At 47.2% G+C, this 21,497-nt stretch carries 19 protein-coding genes; 8 read left to right on the top strand and 11 right to left on the bottom strand.

What is annotated here, in order from left to right; all coding sequences use genetic code 11:
• On the bottom strand, positions 1-372 hold a 372-nt coding region (locus ACWIP2_RS11425; RefSeq protein WP_448520063.1), incomplete at its 3' end, for a hypothetical protein.
• Between the two features lie 80 nt (positions 373-452).
• Between ACWIP2_RS11425 and ACWIP2_RS11420 the strand changes: the two genes are divergently transcribed.
• Complete coding sequence (locus ACWIP2_RS11420; RefSeq protein ID WP_448520062.1) at positions 453-1,334, top strand: prephenate dehydrogenase/arogenate dehydrogenase family protein; 882 nt, start codon at positions 453-455, stop codon at positions 1,332-1,334.
• Positions 1,335-1,354: 20 nt separating this feature from the next.
• Here ACWIP2_RS11420 and ACWIP2_RS11415 read toward each other — a convergent pair whose 3' ends face one another.
• Positions 1,355-1,762 (bottom strand): hypothetical protein, encoded by a 408-nt coding sequence (locus ACWIP2_RS11415; protein ID WP_448520061.1) that lies wholly within the window; start codon positions 1,760-1,762, stop codon positions 1,355-1,357.
• Positions 1,763-2,083: 321 nt separating this feature from the next.
• Here ACWIP2_RS11415 and ACWIP2_RS11410 point away from each other — a divergent pair, with 321 nt between their 5' ends.
• The 5 genes from ACWIP2_RS11410 (at position 2,084) to ACWIP2_RS11390 (ending at position 7,049) form a co-directional block, all read left to right on the top strand.
• Complete coding sequence (locus ACWIP2_RS11410) at positions 2,084-3,358, top strand: acetyl-CoA hydrolase/transferase family protein (protein ID WP_448520060.1); 1,275 nt, start codon at positions 2,084-2,086, stop codon at positions 3,356-3,358.
• 102 nt (positions 3,359-3,460) lie between these two features.
• Complete coding sequence (locus ACWIP2_RS11405; protein WP_448520059.1) at positions 3,461-5,098, top strand: hypothetical protein; 1,638 nt, start codon at positions 3,461-3,463, stop codon at positions 5,096-5,098.
• Between the two features lie 113 nt (positions 5,099-5,211).
• On the top strand, positions 5,212-5,916 hold the full coding sequence (gene pyrH / locus ACWIP2_RS11400; protein ID WP_448520058.1) for a UMP kinase: 705 nt from the start codon (positions 5,212-5,214) through the stop codon (positions 5,914-5,916).
• A 29-nt stretch (positions 5,917-5,945) separates the two neighbouring features.
• Positions 5,946-6,506 (top strand): ribosome recycling factor, encoded by a 561-nt coding sequence (gene frr / locus ACWIP2_RS11395; RefSeq protein WP_448520057.1) that lies wholly within the window; start codon positions 5,946-5,948, stop codon positions 6,504-6,506.
• A gap of 390 nt (positions 6,507-6,896) precedes the next feature.
• On the top strand, positions 6,897-7,049 hold the full coding sequence (locus tag ACWIP2_RS11390; protein ID WP_448520056.1) for a hypothetical protein: 153 nt from the start codon (positions 6,897-6,899) through the stop codon (positions 7,047-7,049).
• Positions 7,050-7,098: 49 nt separating this feature from the next.
• On the opposite strand, the gene ACWIP2_RS11385 is transcribed toward ACWIP2_RS11390, so the two are convergent.
• The 6 genes from ACWIP2_RS11385 to ACWIP2_RS11360 all read right to left on the bottom strand — a co-directional run bounded on the left by ACWIP2_RS11385 (position 7,099) and on the right by ACWIP2_RS11360 (position 14,101).
• Positions 7,099-8,052: a tyrosine recombinase gene (locus ACWIP2_RS11385; RefSeq protein WP_448520055.1), complete on the bottom strand. Its 954-nt coding sequence runs from the start codon at positions 8,050-8,052 to the stop codon at positions 7,099-7,101.
• Entirely contained in the window at positions 8,034-9,170 is a 1,137-nt protein-coding gene (locus ACWIP2_RS11380; protein WP_448520064.1) for a Gfo/Idh/MocA family protein, read from the bottom strand. Before ACWIP2_RS11380 ends, ACWIP2_RS11385 begins: the two co-directional genes overlap by 19 nt.
• A 72-nt stretch (positions 9,171-9,242) precedes the next feature.
• Complete coding sequence (locus tag ACWIP2_RS11375; RefSeq protein ID WP_448520054.1) at positions 9,243-11,399, bottom strand: S9 family peptidase; 2,157 nt, start codon at positions 11,397-11,399, stop codon at positions 9,243-9,245.
• Positions 11,396-11,860 carry a DNA polymerase III subunit psi gene (locus ACWIP2_RS11370; protein WP_448520053.1) on the bottom strand — a complete coding sequence of 155 codons (465 nt, stop codon included), beginning with the start codon at positions 11,858-11,860 and terminating at the stop codon, positions 11,396-11,398. Before ACWIP2_RS11370 ends, ACWIP2_RS11375 begins: the two co-directional genes overlap by 4 nt.
• Before the next feature lie 2 nt (positions 11,861-11,862).
• Complete coding sequence (locus ACWIP2_RS11365; protein WP_448520052.1) at positions 11,863-13,674, bottom strand: GAF domain-containing protein; 1,812 nt, start codon at positions 13,672-13,674, stop codon at positions 11,863-11,865.
• Positions 13,675-13,822: 148 nt separating this feature from the next.
• Complete coding sequence (locus ACWIP2_RS11360) at positions 13,823-14,101, bottom strand: hypothetical protein (protein ID WP_448520051.1); 279 nt, start codon at positions 14,099-14,101, stop codon at positions 13,823-13,825.
• 50 nt (positions 14,102-14,151) lie between these two features.
• On the opposite strand from ACWIP2_RS11360, the gene ACWIP2_RS11355 reads away from it, so the two are divergent.
• Positions 14,152-15,237, top strand: a complete 1,086-nt coding sequence (locus ACWIP2_RS11355) for an AI-2E family transporter (RefSeq protein ID WP_448520050.1) — start codon at positions 14,152-14,154, stop codon at positions 15,235-15,237.
• 12 nt (positions 15,238-15,249) lie between these two features.
• Here the strand turns inward: ACWIP2_RS11355 and ACWIP2_RS11350 are convergent, their stop codons facing one another.
• Both ACWIP2_RS11350 and lpdA read right to left on the bottom strand, forming a co-directional pair.
• Positions 15,250-15,651 carry a hypothetical protein gene (locus ACWIP2_RS11350; protein WP_448520049.1) on the bottom strand — a complete coding sequence of 134 codons (402 nt, stop codon included), beginning with the start codon at positions 15,649-15,651 and terminating at the stop codon, positions 15,250-15,252.
• Positions 15,652-15,906: 255 nt separating this feature from the next.
• Positions 15,907-17,304 (bottom strand): dihydrolipoyl dehydrogenase, encoded by a 1,398-nt coding sequence (gene lpdA, locus ACWIP2_RS11345; protein ID WP_448520048.1) that lies wholly within the window; start codon positions 17,302-17,304, stop codon positions 15,907-15,909.
• 139 nt (positions 17,305-17,443) lie between these two features.
• On the opposite strand from lpdA, the gene ACWIP2_RS11340 reads away from it, so the two are divergent.
• The gene (locus ACWIP2_RS11340; RefSeq protein ID WP_448520047.1) at positions 17,444-19,015 is read left to right on the top strand and encodes an OmpP1/FadL family transporter; all 1,572 of its coding nucleotides are present in this window, start codon (positions 17,444-17,446) and stop codon (positions 19,013-19,015) included.
• 378 nt (positions 19,016-19,393) lie between these two features.
• Here the strand turns inward: ACWIP2_RS11340 and ACWIP2_RS11335 are convergent.
• The coding region (locus ACWIP2_RS11335; RefSeq protein WP_448520046.1) for a valine--tRNA ligase at positions 19,394-21,497 on the bottom strand (2,104 nt) is incomplete at its 5' end.

The raw sequence follows: 21,497 nt of genomic DNA, 5'->3' as shown, positions 1-21,497 counted from the left end.
GATGGCAATGTCGCCACCGCCTGACTGGTTATTTATCTGACTGATTACTTGCTTGACGGAAAGTTGACCGAATATATTTTCTGGTACGATAATAGCTCCGCGACGGTAGCCCAGCGCCGCGGCACGCGGCTGCCATTCGTTGACAGTCCAGTCCTGATCTTCTTTACCGATAACTTCGGCTTCGCGCAAATCCCAAATAATGCCATGTGCACGGAATCGAGCCAATGCTTCTAATTGCTTTTCGGCTTGCTCGCGATACACAGATGAAGGCTGAAAGCCCTTAGTAACGCAAAAAATACAACCAATGTCCAACAGGACAGAAATTACAGTTGATTTACCTTTGAAAAAGGGTTCAGAAGAGGTGTTAAACACTGTCTGAGGGTTGTGAGCAAAAAACAAAAGATAGTAAACAGTTTGTCGTAGTTTGCTAAGTTAGGATAAAATATTGACAAATGCAAGAACCGAAAGCAACAAAAATTGGAGTAATTGGTGGCAGTCGTGGGTTGGGAAGTTGGTTGGTCAGATTTTTTACCGAACAGGGGTTAGAGGTTTATTTCACCTCTGCCGACGAGCAATCGCAAGTGCCAAACAACCATGCATTGGTTAGCATGTGCGATGTCATTTTCATTGCTGTTCCTATTGGCAGTATGTGCGATGTTTTATCAGAAATTTACCCGCTTGCCAATGGCAAAACGATTGTAGAGGTTTGCAGCGTTAAGAAGTTCATCATAGACCATTATGGCAGGCTGCAAGCGCAGCACCCCGAAGTAAAGGCAGACTTTCTGTCCATACATCCCATGTTTGGCCCTATGTTGCGGCATCTGAGAGGGCAGGTAATCTTGTTCAACTATTCATCGGGCAGCAATCAATGGGCGGTTGCATTGCGCCGACTGCTGTCTGCGCAACAAGCACGCTGTTTTGATATGGACTATCTGCACCACGACGAGGTAATGGGCGTAGTACAAGGACTGAACCACTTCAACATATTTGCCAGCGCCAAAACGCTCAACACTCTGGGCAACCGGTTGGGGATCATCCGCGATGTGGCATCGCCACCTTACCGCATTTTCCTGATTTTCTTTTCGCGCTATGTGCTGCAAGACGCAGGACTGTATGCCGATATTCAGATGTACAATGAATTTGTGCCCAAAGTATTAGATATTTTTCGACAAGAGGTGGACGCACTCTACAGGCTCATTACCAACAAAGACCGCGCAGGCTTTATAGACTACGTAGCAACGGCACGGGGCTATTTCGAGGAAAACCGCGAAGACATCGGCATATCTAACCACCTGATTGAGCAGTTAGGTGCTTATCTCAATAAATTGAAATAAACGCCGTCGCCATCATGGAATCAATTTGCCATTAGCCATTCCAAGGCTTTACCTTCATCCTTGAAGTAGCGTCTGACAAACTTTTTACCGTACTCTTCGTCCATTGTCTGCTCAAGAGCGAGTGTTTCAAAGATACCTACAGGCACAACAAACGCCATTCGTTTAATGGTAGCCAGTAATGTTGGGAATATTTCCATATTCACCCACTCTTGCATATCAGGTAAGATAACATATCTCATATCAATTAAATCTACCAGATCTCTTTCCGGGCGATGCTTCTCGCACATTTCCAGAAACACTGTCATTTCATGTTTGAAATGCTCATTGCTCATTGCTAATGTGTCCGGCAACGCCTTGTGTATAATCAGCGATTGCGCCTCATCAAACAAGATTTCGTAATACTGGCTTTGGTACAGCAACTGCTTCATTAGTATCTCATTTAGGGTAGCTGTGTCTTGCGTGAATAGCTTGGAGGCTGTCTAAAAAAGCTAAATGTAGCACAGACTTCAGCCTGTAGCTAATTGACTATCAAGTGATTAATAAATCACAGATTAAAGTCCGTGTTACTTTTTGGACAGCCTCGCCACATATCCAAACACAAATTTAATCATTGACAAACTAATAGTGATCTGTCGCCAGAGCATGTAATTAAATGCTCAAACGGAGCAGAAGGCAAACTTTCAGAAAAAATGCTGCACATCGGTAATTGGCAGCGGGGCTTTATCTTTGCCAAAAACACCTGACAAACAATGCTTCATTTCACCTCTCCGCAGGAAGCCGTTTCCTGCATTCAGTCCGGTCATTGTGTATTTGTACACAGTGCCGCCATGACCCCGCAAACGCTTGTTGCTGCGATGGTCGCCGAAGCGCCACGCCTGCAAAACGTCAAGGTTATTCATATCCATACCGAAGGCAACGCCGACTATGCCAAGCCCGAACATCGCGGCAGTTTTCAAACTTTCGCCTGCTTCACAGGGGCAAACATGCGGCGGGCGGTAAACGACGGCACGGCAGACTACATTCCCGTGTTCCTGAGCGATGTGCCGACGCTTTTCCGCAACAAAATATGGCCGGTGGACGTGGCGCTGGTGCAGGTTTCGCCGCCCGACCGACACGGCTATTGCAGCCTCGGCGTTTCGGTGGATGTGAGTTGGGCAGCGGTGCAAACGGCGAAATACATCATCGCAGAAGTGAACCCGAACGTGCCGCGCGCGCACGGCGAAGGCTCGCTGCACATCAGCCGCATCCATGCCGCCATAGAAAGCCAAGTGCCGATGTACGAACCTAAGCCGCGCATCCTTTCCGACACGGATCGCAAAATCGGCAAACTCGTCGCTGAATTGGTAGAAGACGGCGCAACCCTGCAAATGGGCATTGGCAACATCCCTGATGCGGTATTAGCCGAACTGATTCACCACAAGGATTTGGGCATTCATACCGAAATGTTTTCCGACGGGCTGATAGACTTAGTGGCTCGCGGTGTGGTTACGGGCAGACTCAAAAATAGTATGCGCGAAAAAATTGTTTCCTCGTTTGCCATTGGCAGCCGTCGCCTCTACGACTTCATACACGACAACCCGACCATCCAAATGCGCGATGCCGCCTTTACAAACAACACATTTGTAATTGCTCGCAACCCCAAAGTAACGGCAATTAACAGTGCCATTGAGATTGACCTGACCGGACAAGTCTGCGCGGATTCTTTGGGTAATCAGCAATTTTCAGGCGTTGGCGGGCAGATGGATTTCATTCGCGGCGCTGCTCTTTCCGAAGGCGGCAAGCCGATTATCGCCATGCCTTCCGTTACAGCCAAAGGCGAAAGCAAAATTGTTACCTACCTCAAACCGGGCGCCGCCGTTACGACTACGCGGGCGCATGTGCATTATGTCGTTACCGAAAACGGAGTAGTCAATCTGTTTGGTAAAAGCCGCCGACAGCGCGCCGCCGAGCTGATCCGCATTGCACACCCGACGCATCAGGAACAGTTGGAGCGCGAAGCCTACGAATGGCTGAAAAGGCTTTAAACATTTGGTAGCGTTTATCAGTATATTTGTTTGAAACTGCCTCAAACCTGACGAGTTTTCAAAACCCGTCAGGTTTGAGAAGCGTACGTAAACCAACATAACATGCAACGCTACCTGATTATAGCGCTCGGATGGTTGCTGCCAATGATCGGCTTTGCGCAAGTAATGCCCGAAAAGTTCGATTCTACTTTGGTAATATCAGAAAAATGTATCGAATTTGACTTAACCAATCGCAGGGTGTTAGACCATCGCGTAATGCCACTTGGCACAAACGGGATGCTCGTCTTTATAGAAGGTGAAGAAGTCTTGCGCAACATGCGCAAGGAAATGACCATTGCCAAATACGATACAGCGCTCAACCTGCAATGGGCGCAGCGCTATGTATTGGATGCAAGTTCGCACCTCAATATTTATGCATGGCAAGGCAACCACTTGTTTTTCCTTATCCCTAAAACCGACTTTCGCTACGACATCATGCGGCTCAACGTCGTTAGCGGCCAGCTCTCTAAGATCCGCTACGACAAAATAGTTGACCTACAGGTAAGTCATTTTGCCGTTATCAATGATGTAATTCTGATGGGGGGGCAGGTCAATAGCGATCCTGTTGTAATTCACTACGACTATATGCGCAGCAAACCCAAGATTCTGCCATCCCTGAGCCAGCTAAAGGGACAGATTTCACGCATGGATGTCAGCCCTGAAAACAATGCCATCAGCGTTATCGTCTCAAGCAGTATACGCCGCAAAGCAAGTTTCTATTACTACATTTACAACAGCGAGGGGCTGTTGTTGCACAAGCGTGTAGTCCCGCACGAACAAGAGTACAATATCATCAACTTCCGCCCCTACTTTATCAGCCAAGACAAGCAATTGTTGCTTGGGCTATACTCGCTTACCGGTAAAGAGAAATCGCAAGGCGTGTACGTTACTTCCTTTGATGGCAGCAACTGGGAAGAAATCAAATTTTATGACTTTGGCTTCTTGAAAAACTTCTTCAACTACATGCCTCCTCGCCGCCGCGAGCGGACAGTTTTGCGCCTGCAAGACAAACGCGAAGAGGGCAAGATCCCGAAATTGGACTACAATTTTTTTGCCCGCGACCTGATTGTTACGCCCAATCGCATTTTTTTCGTGGCTGAATCCTATGTCCCTGTTTTTGTGGAAAATAGCATCGGACGCTTTAACGCGGGTATGCCACAGTTTTTCAGTTCGTACATGATTAATAGCATGAATCCCACTTTGTACAGCTACAATAACCTGTTTATGTTAGACCGCAACATGATACGCCCACGAGAGGGAAGTCGCATCCCCACCTATTACCGCTACAAGCATGCCATCATATGTGCCTTCGACAAATCGGGTAAGTTGCTGTGGGACAATGCCTTTGAGTATAAAGATGTAGAACTCCGCCAGCCGGATGAATTGGTCAAAATCAACTTTGACAACGACCGCCTACAGATGATCTATTATCACAAAGAAAAGTTCTACTATAAGGCTACCAGCAAAAGCATACCTACAGACACCCTGCTTACTACCCGCATCCCTGTTCGTGCGGCGGAGAAAAGCCTCATCAGCGAGCGCGAAAATGAGCAGGTTGCTTGGTGGTATGGCGATCGTTTTATCATTTTCGGCAGGCAGGATATCCGCCAAAGTTCGCCCGAAAATCCATTTGGTCGCAAACGCATTTTCTATATCACCAGAGCAGCTATTGGCGCACATAGACCCAAAGAAAAGCAGTAGCGCACTGCCCTGCTAAAGGTTTTGCAAAAAAACTGACGGCGAATGCCCGCCGGCGAAAAAAACACGCAAATAAAATTCTGTTTATATTTGCCGTACCTTACACTACTTACAGCATGAAATATAAACGGATCCTCCTCAAACTAAGCGGCGAAGCCCTCATGGGAGACCAGAAATTTGGCATTGATACCGAAAGACTCGGACAATACACGCAGGAAATCAAGAAGGTAGTAGATCAGGGCATTCAGGTTGCCGTCGTTATTGGCGGAGGAAACATTTACAGAGGTATACAGGCTGAAAAGATGGGCATAGACCGTGTTCAGGGCGACCATATGGGCATGTTGGCAACGCTGATTAACAGCATGGCCTTGCAGAGTGCATTGGAAAAAATTGGTGTCATAACACGCCTGATGTCGGCTATTCAAATGCAACAACTTTGCGAGCCGTATATCCGCCGCCGTGCGGTGCGCCATTTGGAAAAAGGACGCGTTGTTATTTTCGGTGCAGGCACAGGCAACCCTTTCTTTACCACCGACTCGGCAGCCAGCCTTCGCGCCATCGAAATTGAAGCTGATGTAGTGCTGAAAGGCACCCGCGTAGATGGCGTTTACAGTGCTGATCCTGAAAAAGACCCCGCTGCACAGCGCTATGATAATATATCATTTGACGAAGTATATGCCAAAGGGCTGAACGTGATGGACATGACAGCCTTTACACTTTGCAGAGAAAACAACCTGCCAATTATCGTATTTGATATGAATATGCCCGGCAACCTGCTCAAATTAGTTCAGGGCGGAGAGGTCGGTACGCTCATTTCCTAACTTGCACCATTACTAAATCTATCTCAATCATGGAAGAGATTAATATGTATCTGGACGACGCTGCCCAATTAATGGAAAAGGCGGTGAAACACACCCAGCAGGAATTTACCAAAATCCGCGCCGGCAAAGCGACACCCTCTATGCTGGACGGGTTGTATGTGAACTATTATGGCTCAAACTCGCCTATCAGCCAAGTAGCAAACATCAATACGACCGATGCCCGCACAATAGTTATCAAGCCTTGGGAAAAGGCAATGCTGTCTGAAATTGAGAAAGCAATTAAAAACAGCGACTTAGGTGTAAATCCAACCAACGACGGGGATGTCATCCGCATTCTGCTGCCACCATTGAGCGAAGAGCGCCGCCGCACATTAGTAAAACAAGCCAAAAACGAAGCTGAAAATGGCAAAATCAGCATCCGCAATATCCGCAAAGATACCAACGAAGGCCTGCGCAAACTCATTAAAGAGGGCATTCCTGAGGATGATGTAAAAAAAGCAGAAACTAAGGTACAAGCCCTCACTGACAAGTACATCAAGCAAATTGACGACCTGTTGGAAAGCAAGGAAAAAGACATTATGACAATTTAATTGCCTGCCCGTTGCCTGCTTTGGCAGCGGTTTTTTTGTTGAATCGCGGTATGCGCCTCAAGTCATGGTATATGATACCATATGAATTGCATGATGGGTCAATTGAGGCTGCCCAAAAAGGATGAATGTAGCACAGACTTCAGTTTGTAGCTATTTGGTTATCAAGCGATTAACAAATCACAGACTAAAGTCCGTATTACTTTTTGGGCAGCCAGCCTTAGCAAAAGGGGGGATAATTTCCATGCTACCCATATGTAATCCCTCAAACATCCGGAGCTACAGAGCAAAGCCGATTGGTTATTATACAAGCCACTGACAGACAAGCAGATACGCAGAAAGCTGTACAGTTTAGAATGGCAACTACGCTACCTGCGGGCATTTATAGCTGTTATGCGGCACTACCTGTTTCGCAAAGGTGGCTTGGATGATGAATTCCAAGAATTAGAATCTTACGTGCGCATCTACTACTACGGAAAGCTCCCCGAAGAACAGCCGGAAGGAATCCACAAGCTATTATCAGGCATTCCTGATAGCAGGGGGTGATGGTGTCCTGCATTTTTACATGTACGACACAGCATCCATATACTACTGACTACCAGCGTGCGGCAGGATGACACTGCTCAACAACCTCCTTGAGGTGCTCGCGGTTGAGGTGCGCGTAAATGCCTGTGGTAACAATAGACTCGTGTCCCAGCATATCGCGGACAGCAATCAGATCGGCACCTCGTTCGATTAGGTGTGTAGCGAACGAATGCCGGAACGTATGCGGACTAACGGTTTTGTTGATGCCGGCATTGGCAACAGCCTTACGCACAATGTAAAAAATCATCACTCTTGATAATGCCTTGCCATTGCGGTTTAAAAAAATGACATTTTCATGTCCTTTGGCAATAGTTTGCTGTGCGCGAACATGCGCTATATAGATCCGTAGGGCTTCTGAAGCGTGTTTACCAATGGGGATGAGTCGCTCCTTTCTGCCTTTGCCCCGAACGCGGATAAAGCCCACGTCGAGCATCAGATCGCTGAGGCGCAAGGAAATCAGTTCGCTGACGCGCACACCGCATCCGTAGAGCACTTCCAGAATGGCGCGATTCCGATGTCCTTCATTTTGCGACAAATCTACGGCATTAATGACAGCCTCTACTTCTTCTATGCTGAGTGTGTCGGGTAAAAAATATTGATTTACAGGGGCTTGTAGATGCTCGGCAGGGTTTTCGGGCAGGTTTTCAACATCTTCCAGATACCTGAAAAAAGTGCGGATGCCCGAAATAATGCGTGCTTGTGTGTTGTGCGAAAGTTGCAGATCTGTCAGAAAAGCCATAAACTGTTGCAACTCGTGCAGGCTGATTTGACTACTCTCCAACGTAGGATAGTCCACAGCTACAAAGGCTGCAAGTTTCTCAATATCGCGCTTGTAGGCTTCTACCGAATTTTCGGTCAGACCACGCTCCAGCCTGAGGTAGTTCTCAAATCGTCTGATCACTGCCTGCCAGTGTTTGAGCGTAGTCTGATGGATGTTGATGTCGCTCATACGAACGGATACCATTTCTGTTCGCTTGCCGATGAGGCTACTGCCGCTTCTATAAATGCCATACCTCTTACGCCGTCTGCTATGGTGGGGAAATCGGTATATAGTGGATCGGGGGTTTCGCCTTTCAGTCGGCTGCGCAACGTGCGGGCAAAGTTGCGGTAAATATTGGCAAATGCTTCCAGATAGCCTTCGGGATGCCCTGCGGGGATGCGGGTATGTGCCTGAGCAGCAGCCGAAAGTTTACCTACACCTGTGCGAAGCAGTTGTTTAGACTGATCCATCAGTGTCAGTTCTAATGTGTTAGGTTCCATCTGATGCCACCAGATGCCGCCTATTTCGCCATATACGCGAATATTGAGGTTGTTTTCTTCACCTACGCAAATCTGGCTTGCTTGTAGAATGCCTTTCGCGCCGTTGTTGAACCGAAGCAGGATATTACCGTCGTCGTCTAATTTGCGTCCGGGCACGAAAGTAGTGAGATCTGCGCACAACTCGGTGATTTGTAGCCCTGTAATATACTCGGCCAGATTTTCGGCATGTGTACCGATGTCGCCGATGCAGCCCGCTGCCCCAGACTTGGTGGGGTCGGTGCGCCAAGAAGCCTGTTTGCTGCCCGTTGCCTCTACGAGCGTTGCTAGCCAACCTTGCGGGTACTCTACTACAACCTTGCGCACCTGCCCAATGCGTCCGCTACGCACAATTTCGCGTGCTTCTTTCACCATCGGGTAGCCCGTGTAGTTGTGCGTCAGTGCAAAAAGTTGTCCCGACTTGTGCACAATCTCCTCCAACTCTTTGGCTTCGGTTAGGTTAAATGTTACAGGCTTGTCGCAAACGACTGCAAATCCATGCTCCAAAGCCATTTTTGCAGGCGGGAAGTGCATATGATTGGGGGTTACAATCGCTACAAAATCCATTCGCTCGCCTTCGGGCAGTTGTTTTTCTTTAAGGATCATCTCTTCGTAGCTGCCATATACGCGTTCGGGGGGGAGGTAGAGTTGTTCGCCTGAGCGCCGCGATTTTTCAGGATCGCTGCTGAAAGCTCCGCAGACCAATTCAATTTCTCCGTCTAAGGCAGCAGCCATGCGATGTACGCCACCGATAAAAGCGCCAATCCCCCCTCCAATCATCCCCATGCGCATTTTGCGATTGTAGTTTGTCATAGTCGTTTTCGTTTTCAGATTGTCAAAAATACCGCGTTGGGCGTATTATTCTTTGATGCCTTCCAAATGCAGGTAGAAAGCGTACTGTAGCGCTACCTCTTTCAGCGGTGCAAATCTGCCTGAAGCGCCACTGTGTCCGGCTTCCATATTGGTTTTGAGCAAGAGCAGATTGTTGTCTGTTTTCATGGCGCGGAGTTTAGCAACCCACTTAGCAGGCTCCCAGTATTGCACCTGCGAATCGTGCAGACCTGTAGTTACCAGCATGTTAGGATAGGCTTTTTTCGCTACATTGTCGTAGGGCGAGTAACTCAGCATGTAATCGTAGTAAGTCTTATCGTTGGGATTGCCCCACTCGTCATATTCGCTTGTAGTAAGTGGGATAGAATCGTCCAGCATAGTTGTTACTACATCCACAAAAGGAACATCTGCAACAATCCCTTTGAAAAGCTCGGGAGCCATATTGGCGACTGCACCCATCAACAGTCCGCCTGCACTACCGCCGTTGGCATACAGATGTTCGGGTGAGGTGTATTTTTCTGCAACTAAATACTTGGCACAGTCAATAAAATCGTTGAAGGTGTTTTTCTTTTTGAGTAGTTTGCCGTTTTCATACCATTGCCTACCCATTTCCTGTCCGCCGCGAATGTGTGCAATAGCAAAAGCAAACCCGCGATTGAGCAAACTCAAACGGCTGGAACTGAAATAAACATCCATCGAATAACCGTAAGAGCCGTAGGCATAGAGTAGGAGCGGCGCTTTGCCGTCTTTCTTGAAGCCTTTTTTGTAAACGATCGAAATAGGAACTTTCACGCCGTCGCGAGCAGTTGCATACAGCCGCTCAGATTGGTAATCTTCGCTCTTGAAGCCACCTAATACCTCTTGCTGTTTGAGCAACTTTTTGGTTTTGGCTACCATGTCGTAGTCGTAGGTAGCGTTTGGTGTAGTAAACGAGGTGTACACATAGCGCAGGATCGTTGTATTAAATTCAGGGTTAGTTCCCATGCCTGCTGTATAGGCAGGTTCGCCAAAGTCCACATAGTGTTCCTTGCTCGGATCTGCCCAGGGGCGAATGCGCAGGCTGATGAGGCCTTCCTTGCGCTCTTCGATGACTAAGTAATCTTTGAATACATCAAAACTCTCTACGAAAACATCCGAGCGGTGCGGGATGAGTTCTTTCCACGCTTGTTTATTGCCAACTGCTTTTTCGTCTACTTCCATTACGCGGAAGTTTTCAGCCTGCCAGTTGGTTCGGATGTAGAATTTATTGCCTGCATGATCAATTCCATATTCATGCCCGCGTTCTCTTGGCAGAAATATGGTAAAATTACCGCCGGGTTGCGAGGCATCCAGAAAACGGACTTCTGTAGTTAGCGTACTGCCGGAATATACAAATATGTATTTGTCTGATTTTGAGCGATATACGCCTGTGCTGAAGGTTTCGTCTTTTTCTTCAAACACCAGTTTGTCTTCTTTAGGGTCTGTGCCGATTACGTGTTTCCAGATCTGATGCGAGCGCAGCGTTTGCAGATCCTGACGGGAATAGAAAACTGTTTTGTTGTCCGCTGCCCATGCAACATTACCTGTTACGTTAGGGATCACGTCTTTTAGGGTTTCACCTGTCTGTAAGTCTTTGAAATACAGGGTATAAATCCTGCGGCTGACGGTATCAACCGCATAGGCGAGCAAGCGGTTGTCGTCGCTAACTTTCAGACCGCCTACCTGATAGTAGGCGTAGCCTTTTGCCATCTCGTTTACGTTGAGCATGATTTCTTCCGCAGCTTCCAGCGTTTCTTTCTTGCGGGTATAAATCGGGTATTCTCCGCCTTGTTCATAGCGGGTGATGTAGTGATAGCCGCGCAGGAAGTAAGGCACAGACTCGTCCTGTTCTTTGATTCTACTCTTCATTTCGTTGAAGAGTTTTTCCTGAAGCGCCGTTGTAGGCGCCATCACGGCCTCCAGATATTCATTTTCAGCCTTTAGGTAGTTAATAACAGCAGAGTCTTCGCGGTTGTTGAGCCAGTAGTAGTTATCAATGCGCGTATCGCCGTGCATGGTAAGCTCCTTAGGTATAACCGCAGCTACAGGCGGCGCAGGCAAATTTTGGTTATTCATATCAGATGATTGCTTGGATTGGCAGCCTGCCAATGTAGCTAATGCAAAAGTAGGCAGTAGGTACTTAGTCAGGCTAATGTGCTTTTTCATGCTAAAAATGTTTGTTGGAGTATTTTCCAGAGTTGTTTTTTTTCGTCGGTACTGGTGATCAGATCGCCAAGATCATTAGCAATAATAACATTGGCTTTTTCGTAGGCAGGTGCGGTAGAGTAAGCACCAAAAACAGCAAGTTCTTTGGGCAGTTGGCGCTGTCGAACGAAAAATAGGATATGGTTGCGATGGCTGTTACGGGCAGCCTGATAATCGGCTATGGCTATAATATCTGTCATAGCAGGGGTAATTTTTGCTGCCTGTAATATTTTGTTGAGCAGTTCTTCTTGGGCAGGGGGAAGAGGCAACTTGCTGACTACTACCAGCACAGGATTTTGTACTTCTTCGAGGTTTATTGCTTGTATCTCGGTAGCATCTGCGCTCGGTGTGTGGTCGTTAATCAAATAAATCGGCAGTTGCAGCAGTTGCTCGTAAAAAATATCAGCATCCTTTTGTTGCATATTTAGGACATGTCTAATTTTAATCTGTGTGCCAAGTCATAGTCAATGATAAAGCCAATAAAATGACTCAGTTCATCGTTCTCATAAATCGGAAAGCCTTTTTCCCATACTTTGACGATAGTACCGTCAGCTTTCAGTACATCATAGATAATGGTGTAAAAATCTTGCCGGTCAATACCTTGTTGTACCTGAGCATCTACGTGCGCTTTGTAGTCAGGGTGGATAATTGCTGAAAGGCTGACCTGTCCGCTTAGAAACTGTTCTGAACTGTATCCCGTCAGCAGTTGCGGATCACCTTCTATGAGAATAGCCTTATAGTCGTTGGTTGCTTCGCAAGCATAGTAGAAGCCTGCCAGCGTAGCAATTAATGCTTTATTGATTGTCTTTTGTAAGATAAGTTCAGTTTGTTTGATTTTGAACTCGCGTTGCTGCGCCTGCATTTTTTCGTAAGACTTTTTCAGAATAACCTCGTTCGCTTCTATTTTGGCTTTTTGTAAAGTCATTTGTTTGTTGGCTTCCTCCAATTCTGCCTTTTTTTTATCTACTTCCATCTGGTTCTGGCGCATTTTCTCGTAGGCTTTTTTCAAGATAGATTCGTTGGCTTCCAGTTTCTTTTTTTGTGTTTCCAACTGAACAATCATTCCCTTTTGGTCTTGAACTACCTGACGGATCTGACGTTCGTTTTCTTCCAGTTCCTCTTTGGCTTTCTGCAACTGTTCTCGCGAGCGCTCCAATTCGATCTGCTTACGTGCCATTTCTTCCTGCGTAGCCATGAGTTCTTCCATGTTCTGGCGCATCTCTTCTTCCTGTGCTCGCAGTTGCTCGGTCATGGCTTGAGATTCTTCCAGCAGGCGTAGGTTTTTGGTGTTGGCTGTAACGGTGGCGATGGTGGCTGCAATATTCTCGCTGACGCGGCGCACAAACTCAATCACATAGGGTGGCATAGCGCTCATAGAGGCAATTTCAACAACGCCATACACATTTTCGTTGGCTTTGAGCGGCATCACTAGCAAAAAGCGAGGTACTGATTCGCCCAGCCCGGACTCGACTTTGGTATAGCCCTCCGGTAGATTATCTAAGTAGAAATGTTGTTTTTCGAGCAGCGACTGTCCTGTAAGCCCCTCGCCGGGATGCAATTGCGGCTTTGCCAATCGTTCTTCGGGCAAGCCATAAGCAGCAACCAGATTGAGCACTTGGTTATTTTCGTGGTCTTCAGACAGGACATAAAGCGCACCTTGGAGACCATTAACGTAACGTACCAAATTAGTCAAAATGTCGCTTGCAAGTTCTTGTTCTGTTTTCTGATTAGCACGGAGAATTTCGGCAAACAAGGCAAGCCCTTCGGCTGTCCATTTGCGTTCTTTTTCCCTTTCATTGATTTGCACCAACTGCGTTCGCATAGCCAAAAGCGCCTGTGCCAGTGGATCTTTTTCGAGCGTTGCCCTATCCGCGTTCTGAAAGTCAGCGTCTAATTTACCCTCACCGATCTGTTCGACAAAATACTTAGCCCGACTGATACTGCTTGCCATAGTGTTGATGCTATAGCTGATCTGGTCTATTTCATCGTCTCCCAGATAGGCTATCTGGTGTTTGATGTTGCCTTTTATCGCCTCTTGTGCCCCGTAAGATATTTGTTGGATCGGTCTGATAAACCAAATGTTTAGAAGTATGATGAGCAGAAGGATAACAGATACAGAAAGTAGCAGAAATAACTCATCCCATACGCTTTTGGGATCGTTGTTCAAAAAATAGCTTACTACGCTTAGTACGATGGCGGCAAGTGCAACCAAGTACAGTTTGGTACTGTGAGACATATGGTAGTCTTTGATGCAAATTCACGTGCACTAAAATACGTTTTTTTTAGTTTAACCTAATCAGGAAACAAGCAAAGGATATACTTCATCTTTGATAAATCGGTTTTTATCGGGTGGCAGAATCAAAAAAACGTTGGCAGCCGGCAGGTTAATCCAATCGCCTGAACCGCTGCCGGCTACGGGGCTTGCCAAATAATATTTGCTTTGGCTGCTTACAAAGGATTGTACTTGCAAAAAGGCGGTCGCAGGGCGGGAAGTCCCTGTTTGCGCTGATAGGCTTGCAAAGGATGCGCCCTCTTGCCGCTGCCAGCGATACGGCTTCTATGTTTGTCCTACCTGCTGCCTCAAGTACTTTCTGCAAGGCTTCATTGGCGCTAATGAGTGTTTTTGGGACATAAGTATCTGGTAAATCTGCGATGTTGCTCAATTTAGCATACTTTTAGTGCAAAATAAGCAAGGTGCTGTTTTCAATCGGATATGTCTCAAATCAGATGGAGTCTTGTTTTGATACTATTGGGGGCTGTTGCCGTCGCGTGGGTCTTTTCTGATATTGTATTGTACGTAATCCTTGCGATTATACTTTCCGGCATTCTCAAAGTTCCGACTAATGCCATCAGCCAGATTCAGATCGGTGGTATCCGCATTCCGCGCAGTATCGCTATTTTGATTTCGTTCAGTATTCTGGTAGGGCTGCTGTCCTTGTTTGTTTTGCTGTTCATACCGCTTATTAATGAACAGGTGGCTGTAATCGCGAGTATTCCGTATGACGATTTTTTTGATCGGCTTGCGCTGCCTGCATCCCGTTTAGAGGGTTTGCTGATCGAAAGCAGAATCGTCAATCAGCCACGGGGCTTCCTGCTCATCCAGATTAAAGAGCGGCTGATCGAGGTGTTCAGTCAGTTCAGGGTTAGCAATCTGCTCAACGACTTGCTGCTGACTACCGGAAATATCTTTGTAGGCATTCTGGCGGTACTTTTCATCACATTCTTTCTCTTGTTTGAGAAAGGCAAAGTGCGCAAGGGTGTCATTTCGCTGATCCCCAACCAATACTTTGAGGTAAGTATCAGTGCAATTCACAAAATTGAGCGACTGCTGGCCAACTACCTGCTTGGGCTTTTGCTACAGATTATTTCTATTTTTACCATCGTTTCATTCAGCCTCATAGTGCTGGGTGTGAATTACGCCGTAACGATCGGAATTTTTGCTGCTATTGTCAATGTGATTCCTTTTGCCGGCCCGCTGATTGGTACAGTGTTCGGTATCATCGTCGGTATTTCTACCGCCTCGCCCGAACTGCTGGAAGGTAACGGCTATCTGTTGCTACTCGGGCAGTTGTTTGCTGCTTTTGTCATCACGCAGATCATAGACAACGTGGTATTGCAGCCGATTATTTTTTCCAAGAGTGTAAAGGCGCATCCGCTCGAAATCTTTATAAGCGTCTTTGCAGGTGCGACTTTAGGGGGGGTTTTAGGAATGTTGGCAGCTATTCCGGCCTACACGATTATCCGCGTTTCTTTTGTGGAAATCAGTAAGGGTTTTAGAGAATACAAAGTGTTCAAATAAATTATTATCGGTTTACTGTTGCAGCCACTGTAGCGCATCAGTTTCATCACTGAAATAGCGCGTCTGCAATTGATTGTCGGGCATATCTTCAATAAGTTGTTCTATAGATATCTGTGTGAACAAATCTTCACTTACCAATATGCCTAATTTTTTGGTGCCTGCCTTTTCAAAAGCGGGAGTAATAATCGAGTTGTGCCAATCCTGTAGCTCGGGTACAATTGTGTAGCGCATCTGCAAAGTATCTGCAAAGATTACACGTGGCTTGATAGACTCGATCGCTTCCTTTTCCATGAGAATTGTTTGGCGAAATTCTTCGTCGGTCATATCAATAGAATCAGGCAACCACTGGATTTTCAATCCTTGAATATCCGAAAGAGGATAGATCGCAAGGTATTTGTCTGTTATTGTTTGCATCTTAAATCACGAAAATTGGAATAAAAAGACAGATGTATAAATGATTTGTTTAATCTGGTGTAAATAGCCATTCGACATGACAACGTCTATAAATCAAAATTATTGCGTGAAAAAGAAAGCTGCCCAAAAAGTAACACGGACTTCGGTCTGCGATTGGTTAATCAATTGATAATCAAATAGCTACAGACTGGAGTCTGTACTACATGCAGCCTTTTTAGACAGCCTCTTTTTTCGATGTAATAATTGTGTGCTGCACTAAATGTGAATTACTTCGCCGTATGCAGCCGCTGTAGCTTCCATGATGGCTTCGGACATGGTTGGGTGCGGATGTACAGATTTGATGATTTCGTGTCCTGTTGTTTCCAGTTTACGAGCTACTACAGCTTCGGAAATCATTTCCGTAACATTTGCCCCAATCATATGGCAGCCGAGCCACTCGCCGTATTTAGCATCAAAAATTACTTTCACAAAGCCTTCTTTTGCTCCGGCAGCACTTGCTTTACCCGATGCGGTGAAAGGGAATTTACCAACTTTGATTTCATAGCCTGCTTCGCGGGCAGCTTTCTCGGTCATGCCAACAGAGGCAATTTCAGGGCTGCAATAGGTACAACTCGGAATATTGCCATAATTCAAAGGTTCAGGGTGGTGTCCGGCTATCTTTTCAACACAGATAATGCCTTCGGCAGAGGCTACGTGTGCCAGCGCAGGGCCGCGTACAATATCGCCAATGGCATAGTAGCCGGGAATGTTGGTGCGGTAAAAATCGTCTATGAGTACTTTGCCTTTATCGTGTGCGATGCCTACCTCTTCCAGCCCAATACCTTCCAGATTGGTGACAATACCTGCGGCAGATAGCACAATATCGCACTGGATTTCCTCGTAGCCGTTGGCGGTTTTGACTTTTACTTTGCAGCCTTCGCCCGAAGTATCTACAGACTCAACGGCGGCAGAAGTAAGGATAGTCATGCCTGATTTTTTGAAAGTTTTTTCTAATTGCTTGGAAATATCCTCGTCTTCGACAGGAACAATATTAGGCATGTATTCAACAATGGTAACTTTTGTACCGATGGTGTTGTAGAAATAGGCAAATTCAACGCCGATAGCGCCTGAGCCGATAATCACCATGCTTTTAGGCTGCTTTTCCAGCACCATCGCCTTGCGGTAGCCGATCACTTTTTCGTTGTCTATCTTAACGCCGGGCAATTCGCGGCTTCGTCCGCCCGTTGCTATGATGACATGATCTGCACTGTATTCGGTTTTAGAGCCGTTTGTAGCGGTTACTTCCACTTTTTTACCGGGCTTGACTTTGCCAAAGCCCATGATTTTGGTAACATTATTTTTGCGGAAAAGGAATTCAATGCCCTTGCTCATGCCGCCTGCAACGCTACGGCTGCGCTTAATCATACCATCGAAATTAACGGCATAGTCCTTCACCTCGATACCGTAGTCTCTGGCATGTTGGATATATTCGAATACTTGTGCGCTTTTCAGCAGGGCTTTGGTAGGGATACAGCCCCAGTTCAGGCAGATGCCGCCCAGTTCTTCTTTCTCAACTACGGCTACTTTCATACCCAGTTGGGAAGCGCGAATAGCGGCTACATAGCCCCCGGGCCCGCTACCAATAATAATCAAATCGTATTTTGTGGAAGACATATCACAGTGTGTGTTTAGAACGCTTATGCAAAAATAAGCGGAAATGTAGTATTTTGAAGACCTGTGTCAGGTTTAACCCTACAGTTAAAAATTGCGTTTATCATTCAAATTACACTTCAAAATCTATCAAAATCGGCTTATGCGAATTAAATCCATATTTCTTGCCGGGAGTTTGTCGCTGGTAACGCTGGGAGCGTTTGCACAAAATATTGCTCCGGGTGCCTTGGGCTACTACAACGATGCGCTGCGCTTTTCTCAAACTCGCTTTGGAGGCACGGCGCGTTTCCAAGGGATTGCAGGAGCGAACACTGCCCTCGGAGGCGATGCCTCTGCTGCATTTATCAACCCCGCAGGTTTGGGGATGCTCCGCAAGTCGGAGATGACTTTCAGTTTTGCAGCCAATTCTGCCAATTCCAATAGCAGATTTCTGGGTGAAACAGTCAATGCGGGCAACCTAAACCTGAACCTGAATCATTTGGGTATCCACTTCTCTTCGGACAGGGGCGCTGAGAGTACCGTGCGCGGCAGCACTTTTGCCATTACGATGACGCGCAACAATGACTTTCAGGAACTGATTAACTACAGCGGCACCAACGACCGCAATTCTATTGTGGATTATTTCCTCGATCGCACCGACGGGCGCGTGCCTTGGAGCGAATTAGACGACGAACTCCGCAATGGTATTTTTAGTTTGGAAGGACTTGCCTATGCTACTTACCTGATCAATCCGTTTTTTGGCGACAATACGACGCGGAACTCTTACGAATCCTTCGTGCCGCTATCGCCAACTTTGCAGGCAGAAAATATCCGACGAAGCGGTGCGCAAAGCCAGTGGAATTTAGCTTATGGTCTGAATATCAAGGATAAGTTCTATCTGGGCGCAGGTATTGGCATTGCGACTTTGCGCTATGCACAGGACAAGCGCTATACTGAAAATGTACTGAACAGCACGACGCCGCTGCCGGGCGGACAGCGACTGCCGCTCAATAATCTGGAGCTGACCGAACAAAACAGGCAGCGCGGTACAGGTATCAACGCTAATTTGGGGATTATCATCCGTCCGACCGACTTTGTGCGCTTCGGAGCTTCTATTACTACGCCTACTATTTATCGCATCACCGATATTTATGAGGCAGAGCTGACAGTTCAATACAATAATTTTCCGTTTACTGAATTCCAAAACGGGCAGCCTATTATTCGGGTGCTTTCCAACGAACGCGCCCGCACTAATGTCATAGAATCGCGCTATACGATGCGCACACCTATGCGGATCAATGCAGGGGCGGCGTTTATTTTGGGCAAACGCGGCTTCGTTACCGCAGATGTAGAGATGGTAGATTACACCACTGCCCGATTCTCTAATCCCAATCCTGAGTTTTCTTTTGCAGGGGACAATGCTACGATTGCTTCGATTTATCGCAACGCAATTAACCTGCGATTGGGCGCTGAAGCTCGTTTTGGCGATTACCGCGTGCGTGGCGGCTTTGCACACCAACAAAACCCCATGCAAGATACGAGAGACAACCGCAGCCGCAATTTCATCACTTTTGGTGGAGGCTACCGCAAAAGCGATTTCTTCTTAGATGCCGCTGTGATTACCAGCTTCTTTGACAGCGAATACCGCGTTTACCGACTGCCGCAAAACGAGCCTGTAGTCAATATCAACAGCAGCCGCGTAGGACTGATGGTAACGGCAGGTTTTTCGATTTAATGCCGGAGCGAATTTGATTAGACAGCATGAGGTTGTCCAAAAAGTAACACGGACTTTAGTCTGTGATTTTCTAAATAACTGATAATCAAATAGTTACAGACTGAAGTCTGTGCTACATGTAGCCTTTCCGGACAGTCTCATGATTCTCCGATATTTTATCCAGCAATGAATCATCTACCGCGTAGATTTCATCCCGTAGGAACTGCATATTGGTAGCATTGAGATCATCCCTGCCCCTTTTGCCAGATAATCTATGAAGCTCTTAATCGAGCAACGGAACAAAAGGGCAATGATGATGCTACCTTTATCTGTGTTATCTGCCAAAACCAGCGTTCTATGTGGATTTTTGGGATGACTCGTATCAATACATCAGATTGATTATCTCAAAGCCGCAATAGCTGCCTGCAAGGCGGCAATTTTGGCTTGCGCATCGGCTTGCTTGCGGCGCTCGTTTGCCACTACTTCGGGTTTGGCGTTGGCTACAAAGCGCTCGTTGGAAAGTTTCTTTTCCACCAACTCTAAAAAGCCTTGCTGATATGCCAGTTCGGCTTCCAGTTTCTGAATTTCCTCTTCGGCATTGACAGACCGTGTCAGCTTTACGAAGCACTCGTCGCCTTTTACCACAAAGCGCGTCGCGTTGTCGGCGGCGCTGTCGGCATAGCTCAGGCTTTCCAGATTGGCCAACTTGCTAATTAATCCCTCAAACTTGGCGTAACGCTCTCGTTGTGTAGTTTTAATTGCCAGCGGCAGTTTTTCTTTGGGTGAAATTCCTTTGCTGTTGCGAAGGCTGCGTACCTGCTGAATGATTTCAAAGGCGATTGCCGCCTCGTTGAGCAGGCGGTTTTGCGCTTCGTCAATGGGTTGAGGCACAGGATATTGCGCTACGATGAGGTAGTCTTTTCCGCTGCGCTCGCGCAAGCCGTGCCATATTTCTTCGGTGATGAAAGGCATAAAGGGATGCAGCAATTTCATCAGCGTTTCAAAAAAATTGACAGTGGCGGCAAAGCTCGCGGCATCTATCGGCTGCCCGTATTCGGGTTTTATCATTTCCAGATACCAAGCGCAGAAATCGTCCCAAATCAGTTTGTAAACCGCCTGCAAAGCGTCTGAAATGCGGTATTTTTCGTAGTGGTCTTCAATTTCAACAATCGCGTTTTGCAAACGGGCTTCAAACCAGTCAATCGCGGTGCGGTTGGCGGTGGGCATGGCAAGGTTGGCGTTTTGTTCCCAGCCTTTTACCAAACGGAAAGCGTTCCAAATTTTATTGGCAAAGTTGCGCCCTTGTTCGCACAGTTTTTCATCAAACAGCAAGTCATTGCCCGCAGGTGAGCTGAACAGCATTCCCACGCGCACGCCGTCGGCACTGTATTTGTCCATCAGTTCCAGCGGGTCGGGGCTGTTGCCCAACGACTTGGACATTTTCCGCCCCAGCTTGTCGCGCACAATGCCTGTCAGATACACGTTTTGGAAAGGTTTATCCTTTCTGAAATAGTAGCCTGAAATAATCATGCGGGCTACCCAGAAAAACAGAATTTCGGGCGCGGTTACAAGGTCTGTTGTCGGGTAGTAGTACTTAATATCCTCATTGTCAGGGTCTAACAAGCCGTCAAATACCGAAATTGGCCACAAGCCCGAAGAGAACCATGTGTCCAGCACATCCTCATCTTGGCGGATGTCGGCAACCGTAGCGGGGCGCGGAACTTTCAAGGTGTTGATTGCGTTGTATGCGTCCGCTTTTTGTTGCAATTCATGCAAAGCCTCTTCGGCGGTCAGGCACACGGCTATAGGCAAGTCGGCGGCGGTGTTGTCATAATCCACGCCGTTGATGTACCACGCGGGAATGCGCTGCCCCCACCACAGTTGGCGGCTGATGCACCAGTCGCGCACGTTTTCCATCCAATGGCGATACGTATTTTTAAACTTGGCGGGATAGAAACGGATGTTGTCGTTCATCACGTTTTCCAGCGCCGGTTGGCAAAGTTCTTTCATGCGCACAAACCACTGCACGGAAAGCCGCGGCTCAACTACCGCATCGGTGCGCTCCGAATAGCCGATGTTTGCCACGTAGTTTTCGTCCACGCGCTCCATCTGCCCGATTTCTTCCAGATGTTGCGCAATGATTTTGCGCAACTTGAAGCGGTCAATTTTGTCGTATTGCTGAACTAATCGGCGCTCCGCGTCATTTTCAAAAGCATCGGCGTTGAATGTGCCGTCCGCATTGAGCGTATCAATCGCGGGCAGGTTGTGGCGTTGCCCGATTTCGTAGTCGTTGATGTCGTGCGCGGGGGTTACTTTGAGGCAGCCCGTACCAAATTCAATGTCCACATACTCGTCGGTAATGACCGGCACGGGGCGGTTCACCACCGGCACGATGATTTGCTTGCCGTGCAGGTGCAGGTAGCGCTCGTCTTTGGGGTTTACGGCAATCGCCACGTCGCCCATGATGGTTTCGGGGCGCTGCGTAGCTACGACAATATGCTCA

It is taken from the genome of Rhodoflexus sp. (genome assembly GCF_053489755.1).
The sequence above is the reverse complement of the archived record's forward strand: the minus strand, read 5'-3'. Positions and strand labels throughout refer to the sequence as shown.

Excerpts from the sequence above, each read along its gene's own strand:
- ACWIP2_RS11380 (WP_448520064.1), bottom strand. The coding sequence starts at position 9,170 with ATGGGGATGATTGGAGGGGGGATTGGCGCTTTTATCGGTGGCGTACAT.
- ACWIP2_RS11365 (WP_448520052.1), bottom strand. The coding sequence starts at position 13,674 with ATGTCTCACAGTACCAAACTGTACTTGGTTGCACTTGCCGCCATCGTA.
- ACWIP2_RS11415 (WP_448520061.1), bottom strand. The coding sequence starts at position 1,762 with ATGAAGCAGTTGCTGTACCAAAGCCAGTATTACGAAATCTTGTTTGAT.
- ACWIP2_RS11340 (WP_448520047.1), top strand. The coding sequence starts at position 17,444 with ATGCGAATTAAATCCATATTTCTTGCCGGGAGTTTGTCGCTGGTAACG.
- ACWIP2_RS11420 (WP_448520062.1), top strand. The coding sequence starts at position 453 with ATGCAAGAACCGAAAGCAACAAAAATTGGAGTAATTGGTGGCAGTCGT.
- ACWIP2_RS11405 (WP_448520059.1), top strand. The coding sequence starts at position 3,461 with ATGCAACGCTACCTGATTATAGCGCTCGGATGGTTGCTGCCAATGATC.
- ACWIP2_RS11350 (WP_448520049.1), bottom strand. The coding sequence starts at position 15,651 with ATGCAAACAATAACAGACAAATACCTTGCGATCTATCCTCTTTCGGAT.
- ACWIP2_RS11410 (WP_448520060.1), top strand. The coding sequence starts at position 2,084 with ATGCTTCATTTCACCTCTCCGCAGGAAGCCGTTTCCTGCATTCAGTCC.
- ACWIP2_RS11355 (WP_448520050.1), top strand. The coding sequence starts at position 14,152 with ATGTCTCAAATCAGATGGAGTCTTGTTTTGATACTATTGGGGGCTGTT.
- ACWIP2_RS11385 (WP_448520055.1), bottom strand. The coding sequence starts at position 8,052 with ATGGTATCCGTTCGTATGAGCGACATCAACATCCATCAGACTACGCTC.
- ACWIP2_RS11390 (WP_448520056.1), top strand. The coding sequence starts at position 6,897 with ATGCGGCACTACCTGTTTCGCAAAGGTGGCTTGGATGATGAATTCCAA.
- ACWIP2_RS11375 (WP_448520054.1), bottom strand. The coding sequence starts at position 11,399 with ATGAAAAAGCACATTAGCCTGACTAAGTACCTACTGCCTACTTTTGCA.
- frr (WP_448520057.1), top strand. The coding sequence starts at position 5,946 with ATGGAAGAGATTAATATGTATCTGGACGACGCTGCCCAATTAATGGAA.
- ACWIP2_RS11370 (WP_448520053.1), bottom strand. The coding sequence starts at position 11,860 with ATGCAACAAAAGGATGCTGATATTTTTTACGAGCAACTGCTGCAACTG.
- pyrH (WP_448520058.1), top strand. The coding sequence starts at position 5,212 with ATGAAATATAAACGGATCCTCCTCAAACTAAGCGGCGAAGCCCTCATG.
- lpdA (WP_448520048.1), bottom strand. The coding sequence starts at position 17,304 with ATGTCTTCCACAAAATACGATTTGATTATTATTGGTAGCGGGCCCGGG.